At 49.5% G+C, this 6,000-nt stretch carries 7 protein-coding genes and 2 pseudogenes; 1 reads left to right on the top strand and 8 read right to left on the bottom strand.

Going from position 1 to position 6,000, the window contains the following annotated elements:
• Positions 1-284 precede the first annotated feature (284 nt).
• Positions 285-842: a hypothetical protein gene (locus GHO41_RS07365; RefSeq protein ID WP_153433295.1), complete on the top strand. Its 558-nt coding sequence runs from the start codon at positions 285-287 to the stop codon at positions 840-842.
• A gap of 710 nt (positions 843-1,552) precedes the next feature.
• Here the strand turns inward: GHO41_RS07365 and GHO41_RS07375 are convergent.
• From GHO41_RS07375 to GHO41_RS30275, 8 genes and pseudogenes are all read right to left on the bottom strand, one after another.
• Positions 1,553-1,738, bottom strand: coding sequence for a hypothetical protein (locus tag GHO41_RS07375; RefSeq protein ID WP_153330933.1), 186 nt, complete (start codon positions 1,736-1,738; stop codon positions 1,553-1,555).
• Positions 1,739-2,051: 313 nt separating this feature from the next.
• A complete protein-coding gene (locus GHO41_RS07380; RefSeq protein WP_153433296.1) occupies positions 2,052-2,489 on the bottom strand; it encodes a hypothetical protein in 438 nt (145 codons plus the stop codon).
• Positions 2,490-2,546: 57 nt separating this feature from the next.
• Positions 2,547-2,651: pseudogene (locus GHO41_RS30665) on the bottom strand (hypothetical protein); the annotation flags it as partial.
• 192 nt (positions 2,652-2,843) lie between these two features.
• Positions 2,844-3,335 carry a hypothetical protein gene (locus GHO41_RS07385; protein ID WP_153433297.1) on the bottom strand — a complete coding sequence of 164 codons (492 nt, stop codon included), beginning with the start codon at positions 3,333-3,335 and terminating at the stop codon, positions 2,844-2,846.
• 52 nt (positions 3,336-3,387) lie between these two features.
• Complete coding sequence (locus tag GHO41_RS07390; RefSeq protein ID WP_153433298.1) at positions 3,388-4,671, bottom strand: RHS repeat-associated core domain-containing protein; 1,284 nt, start codon at positions 4,669-4,671, stop codon at positions 3,388-3,390.
• A 53-nt stretch (positions 4,672-4,724) separates the two neighbouring features.
• Positions 4,725-4,983: pseudogene (locus tag GHO41_RS30060) on the bottom strand (PAAR domain-containing protein).
• A 16-nt stretch (positions 4,984-4,999) separates the two neighbouring features.
• Entirely contained in the window at positions 5,000-5,389 is a 390-nt protein-coding gene (locus GHO41_RS07400; protein ID WP_048371225.1) for a hypothetical protein, read from the bottom strand.
• A partial coding sequence (locus GHO41_RS30275) for an RHS repeat-associated core domain-containing protein (protein ID WP_256678694.1) occupies positions 5,386-6,000 on the bottom strand: 615 nt, incomplete at its 5' end. The genes GHO41_RS07400 and GHO41_RS30275, both read right to left, overlap by 4 nt.

The following is a 6,000-nucleotide window of genomic DNA, read 5'->3' on the forward strand; positions in this document are numbered from 1 at the left end:
CGCACAAGGATTCCTAATCCTTGTACGCGATTGGTAGGGTGCGAGTAGTTCTAAAGCCAAACCCTGCCCGTACAGAACGCGACATCCACCCAGTCGCCGCCATTGGAGTATTTGGACTAGATATTTCCTACAATTGGTGAATTTCTTGAAGGTTTAGCTAGAGAATTTCATTTATATGTATCATTATGTAGGTAATGATTATCATTAGTGGTGCGAGCCTTTTAGGCTAATTCATGTTAGTGCAACAGAAAGAATGTTCCCTAAGATTAGGATAAATATATTTAATGACAATAAAGCCGCTTTTGTATGGTTGGGTTGTTTATCTCGCCTTAGCGTGGTTGACTAGCATTGGAATTTTTTATAGCGACATCGCTATCCATAATGACTTGCACCGCTTTTTACCTGTAATCGAAAGAGCAGAAGCTTATTTTGTTGAGAATAAAGAACTTCCATTTCTAAAAAAAACTGCATGGATTTATGAGAAGGATCTAGCTCTGTTTGTGATGATGTTGCTATGGGGTGGTATATGCTCTCGATATTTTCTTAAAATGAATTTTCTTGGGGTGTTAGAGTTTGCGAGATACAAAGAAAATGCTCTCGGTATAATCATGGTATTGGCTTGCGTGTTTGCAATATTGTCTAATATTTTTGGCCCTGACTATGAGGACTCAACTCGAGGTTTGTTTTCTAATAAGTTGTACCTCTTTAGCACGATTTTTGGTGCGTTTAACTACACAGTTATATTACCGTTGCTTTTCCCTTTGATTGCTTTTGGAGTCTCCGGGTTCCTCAGTCCGAGAGATAAAGGTGAGCATGAGTTCATTAAATTAGATAATAAATAAAAGTCCTTTTCTTTAAGGGGGCTACGCTATAAGCTAATAGTTTAAAATTCCCTGAGTTATAAAGGTTATATTGCCCGAGCATCTTGGAGTTAGGGCATTCTGGAGGGGTATGGTTTCGATGGGGTGTAGCCATCACGACCCGTTGTATGCGTTGACGATCGCGCTGAAGTGCTAGAAGGTGAACTGGATATTGTATGCGGATATCACGCAGTTCTTTGATGAGATAGATCATGAATGGATGCTGAATTTTTTGGGCTCAGGATTGTAAATTCGTTGCAGCTTCCTTGGCACTACGACTCCCAATCATTGTGAGCAATTGATAGGGTAAAAGTAGTCCCAAAACCAAAAAATCTCCCCGCACAGAACGCGGCTTCCAGCCAATCGCCACCATTGAAGTATTGGTACTAGAAATTTCCTACAAGCCCAGTGCTGTATATATATGCATAGGGGTCTTGAAAACCGTCGACTGTAACAGGTCCTAGAGTTCGAATCTCTACGCCTCCGCCATATTGTCACACCGACAGAGCCCGCTTTTAGCGGGCTTTGTCGTTTCTGGGGTTTGGGAAATGGGGCTGCAGGGCGGCCATGGTTTCCGCAATCAGAGGTGCCTCAGAGTCAGCCTCCTTCTCGTTGCGATTTCTCGCCACCCCCACAACCTTGTTCGATGTCTCTATGTGTGTAGCTCAGCAGTCCATAGGCATCCCCGCGTTTTAGAAGCGGGAAATTTCTTTTAGCGAAGTACACAGGTAACGCATCGCAATGCGGTCTGACTCAGACAGCAGGCGGTAGTGCTCAATCAGGCTGGCTTCATCGCGACTGAGCCGGCGAGGCGTAGTGGTTCGCTTAAAAGAGAAGAGGCCACACAGCGTCCGCACAATGCCAATTGAAATCGACATAAGTCACCTCTTTAGCCAGAAACAACATCCCCAGAGTTGCTGCTCTATGATCCTGCTCAGAAATCAGTTCCAAGCAAGCAAGTGGCATTGCCTAAAGTGTAGAGCCAGTTCTCTTCCTGCATGGTCAGATCCGATGATTGTCTTTACCTAATCATTCAGCTTCTTTGATAGAGCCTATTGAGCAAGAGCGCTGACTAATTGGCCACAGCCCCTTTTTTCGATGTGCAGCCTCGTCAAGTGTGGGCTATAGCCGTCTACAGTGGAAAAACACCTTTTTTTGCGTTGTCGCAAAGTGGTTTCGCCGTTGCGGCTTTCATAGGCCAAGTTCGCCGTCCCAGGCGTAGATGTTTCGGCCACAGTCGCATTGGGCGTTGAGCGTGCGCTGTTGTTGCTCGATCCACGCCGGGCCGGCGCCGGGGCTGGGCGGGCAGTGGGCTTTGGAGTATTTGGCTACCCGTCTCCCCAGTGCGTCGTAGGCGAAGTAGGCGGTCAGGCGGTCGTCTTCGTAGCGGGTCAGGCGGTCGTAGAGGTCCCAGGTGAAGCGAGATTTTTTGCCGTTGTCGAGGCGTTCAAGCAGGTTGCCGCGGGCGTCGTAGGTGTAGTGCTGGCCGACGTAGTCGCGCAGCAGGTTGTCGAGAAGCTTGGGCGGCGGGTGGTGGATGGGTCGGCGCGGGGCCTTGGGGTCTAGCAGGTTGCTGGCCGGGTCAAAGGCGAAGGTTTCTTCGCCCTTCAGGGTAGTGGCGCTGAGCAAACGGCCGAGCCGGTCGTAAGTGCGTACACCATCGGCATTGGCAGCGCTGAGCCAATGTTACTGGGCTGTTAAAGAACGATGAACCACTGCGCGAAAGCCTGTGGCGATCAGGCTGACGCCGCAGACGGTTTTCATGCCGTCCAAAGCGACAGGAACTCCGTTGACGGAATAGGGGCTGCTGCCTTCGGCAAAAGAGAAAGGCCCCTTACATCAGGGGGGGCACATCACCAGATTGCGATTACCCGTCAATGGTTGGCCGTTGAGATAGGGTGTGAGGGATGGATTCGATTAGAACTCCGTAGTAGTCGATGAGTTCATTGAGGTAGAAAATGCTTTTAAAAATATATAATAGTTTTAATCGATGGTTAAATCATACTCAGTTGGTGAGTTAATGTTGGATGTCAATCTAACTCCGCTTTGGAGGGCTCTGCTGGCCTCAATGCCAACGTAATATGATTTAATTTTTGTGAAGTTCATCTTTATTAATTTTTCAAATAGCCTGTATAGATCTAGACTCTCTGCTGTGTCATATATTGTAGAGATCTCTCCGCAAATTATTCCTCCCTCGGGGCGTTCTCCGCCAGGCCGGAGGACTACTGTTTGAGGGTTGTTTCTTTGATCGACTATATTTCTTATCCCTCCGCCTTTTAAATTAACCTCGCGTGCGCGTATGTCGTCGTCAGTTGCCCAGACTAAGTAGGCGGGATTGAGTGCGTTATCAGGGGAAGGCGAAACTCCCAGATTCGGAATGTTCGCTAAGCTGATGGGGTTTTTCATCTGCTCTTTGGAGACATCTCCTATAGGTATTGCTCTGATTTTTGTTACACGCTCAATCTCGCCAATCAAAGAGCTTATATCGTTTTTTAGTGCAAAAAAATTTATTCGCTTAGCTTTATCTTTATTTGCCCTTTGGCTTTGGTATCAGGAGCAAGTGGTCTGTAGGTCTTTGGGATCGAATTCTTTGTGCATTGCGTGATTCTCGTGTTGTAGGCGTCACTCCGTCTCTTCGCGTATCAACGGTATTGACCCTCAGTACTCGATCACCTTTTGCCGCAGTGATGTCTGGGTATGAAGAGCCTTTTCTCCCGCCTCCAGAGCCCGGCAAATACTCCTCTCCAAGGCCGTTACCTCCATGGGTAACGTTCCAGCCTCGTGACTCAAGCTCTGAAGAGACGCTGTCTATATGCTCACGAGTGCTTTCTTTACCTCTTCTGCCATCTGGATTAGGTGGTGAAGATTGATCGCAGCTACAGTTTCTACTTCCGGATCCTTTTTTCAACCCAAACGGATCAACCCACCCCACCGGATTCGGCGCATACGCATAGACATTCAGCCCACCCGCAAACCCGATCGGGTCTTTGCTGATAAACCGTCCGACCTGCGGATCATAGTACCGATAACGGTTGTAGTGCAGCCCGGTTTCGGTGTCGAAGTACTGCCCTTGAAAGCGCAGCGGGTTGCGGATGTTTTCGCGAGTTGCGCTGTCGGTACGCTTTTCCTTGGCTAGCCCCCACGCTTGATACGTCCCACTCCATGCGATCTCACCGCGTTGGTCGGTGAGTTCCATGGGCGTGCCGAGGTGGTCGCATTGGTACCAGGCCATGGCGTTGAATGGTTTCGCCACGGGTTGGTGTTGCCACAGCGGGTCGCGGTCGATGTGGTAGCCGTTTTCATGGCTTGGCTCGCGCACTAGCGACAGGTTGCGGTTTTCGACGGTTTGGGCGACGGGGATGAAGCTGCCTGGTTCGTAGAAGTAGTGGATCAGGCGTCGTTCGCCGGGGTTGTCGCTGTAGCGTGTTTCATAGGCGAGGGTGTCGCCGTCCCAGCCGTAGATGTTTCGGCCGCAGTCGTATTGGGCGTTGAGCGTGCGCTGTTGCTGCTCGATCCACGCCGGGCCGGCGCCGGGCGGGCAGTGGGCTTTGGAGTATTTGGCTACGCGTCGCCCCAGTGCGTCGTAGGCGAAGTCGGCGTTGAGGCGGTCGTCTTCGTAGCGGGTCAGGCGGTCGTAGAGGTCCCAGGTGAAACGGGCTTTTTTGCCGTTGTCGAGGCGTTCAAGCAGGTTGCCGCGGGCGTCGTAGGTGTAGTGCTGGCAGACGTAGTCGCGCAGCAGGTTGTCGAGGAGCTTGGGCGGCGGGTGGTGACGCTGAGCAAACGGCCGAGAGGGTAGCAAGTGCGCAGGCATTGGCAGCGCTGGGCCAATGTTATTGGGCTGTTAAAGAGCGATGAACTGTATGTTCAGCGATGAACCGATGCGTGCGAGCCTGTGGCGATCAGGCTGGCACCGCAGGCGGTTTTCATGGCGTCCGAGACGGCAGTAATTTCGCTCACGGAATAGGTGCTGCTGCCCTAGACAATAGGGAAAGGCCCCTTACATAAGGGGCACATCACTAGCTTGCGATTACCCGCCATTGGTTTGCCGTTGAGATAGGGGGATGGATTTGATGACAGCTCCACCGTGGTCGGTGCTGTCGTAAAGACGAGCTATATTTTTCATTTCTACACTCAACTTGTTATGAAGCAGTATATAAATATATAAGTTTAAAATTTTCTCTGTCGTGAATCAGGTCGAAATTAGCTGAAATTTCTTCTTCGCCACTCTCGCTAAATAGTTTGCAGTATATTCTCCAGCAGTCTGTATCTTCATCGACTCCATAGATATCAAAAAATTTTTCTTCTAGGAGGTGGGCCGAGGTCTCTTTTTTTGGTGGTGTCTTTAATTGATAGTTTTTAGTGTCGAAATAATCGTCCATGTACTCGCGCGCTTCATTATATATTGCGGGGCTCATACCGAATTGGTCTTCAAGTCCGGCAAGATTTTTTTTGTTGAACATGTCTATGAAGTCTTCGATCCTGTTATAGGATAATTCGAATAAAATTTCTCTTTTTATGAGCATTGTCATCGGCCTCTTCTATTTTGGGGAAGGTTGGTTGTTGTCCCTGCGCTTGCTCCAAGTCCACCTAAGTAGCCTCGAGCCTTCAAGACTGCGCATTTTGATTCATGGCTGCCAATTCCAGCAGAACGTAGTGCTTTAAAAGCTACTACGGTTTCAGAGCCAACTAAACCGCCAGAACTACTATTGTTTTGAGCCTGAGAGGCGTTGTAATGCTGTGAACCTCGGGTTGTCCTGTCTGCATTCCTTCCTTGAAGTGTAATGGCGATTGCTGAGTTACGGTTGTAGCCGGGTACAGAGGCGACTGTGTTGTCTTGGTAAATGTGATGAGAGTCATATTGTGTGCCTTTGTTTCTTTTTGTCAGATTGCTGTGTGTATCAACATCCAGCCCAGCATCGGCAAGAATTTTTTCGCAGTCACGCTCACAAGGGCATGAGCTCAACCCAAACGGATCAACCCACCCCACCGGATTCGGCGCATACGCATAGACATTCAGCCCACCCGCAAACCCTATCGGGTCCTTGCTGATAAACCGTCCGACTTGCGGATCATAGTACCGATAGCGGTTGTAGTGCAGCCCGGTTTCGGTGTCGAAGTACTGCCCTTGAAAGCGCAGCGG

This window comes from Pseudomonas sp. FSL R10-0399 (assembly GCF_009600165.1).
Lineage (GTDB): Bacteria > Pseudomonadota > Gammaproteobacteria > Pseudomonadales > Pseudomonadaceae > Aquipseudomonas > Aquipseudomonas helleri.

Bases quoted from the DNA above. Each gene is read 5' to 3' on its own strand.
- GHO41_RS07400 (WP_048371225.1), bottom strand. From the start codon at position 5,389: ATGACAATGCTCATAAAAAGAGAAATTTTATTCGAATTATCCTATAAC.
- GHO41_RS07375 (WP_153330933.1), bottom strand. From the start codon at position 1,738: ATGTCGATTTCAATTGGCATTGTGCGGACGCTGTGTGGCCTCTTCTCT.
- GHO41_RS07390 (WP_153433298.1), bottom strand. From the start codon at position 4,671: ATGCCTGCGCACTTGCTACCCTCTCGGCCGTTTGCTCAGCGTCACCAC.
- GHO41_RS07365 (WP_153433295.1), top strand. From the start codon at position 285: ATGACAATAAAGCCGCTTTTGTATGGTTGGGTTGTTTATCTCGCCTTA.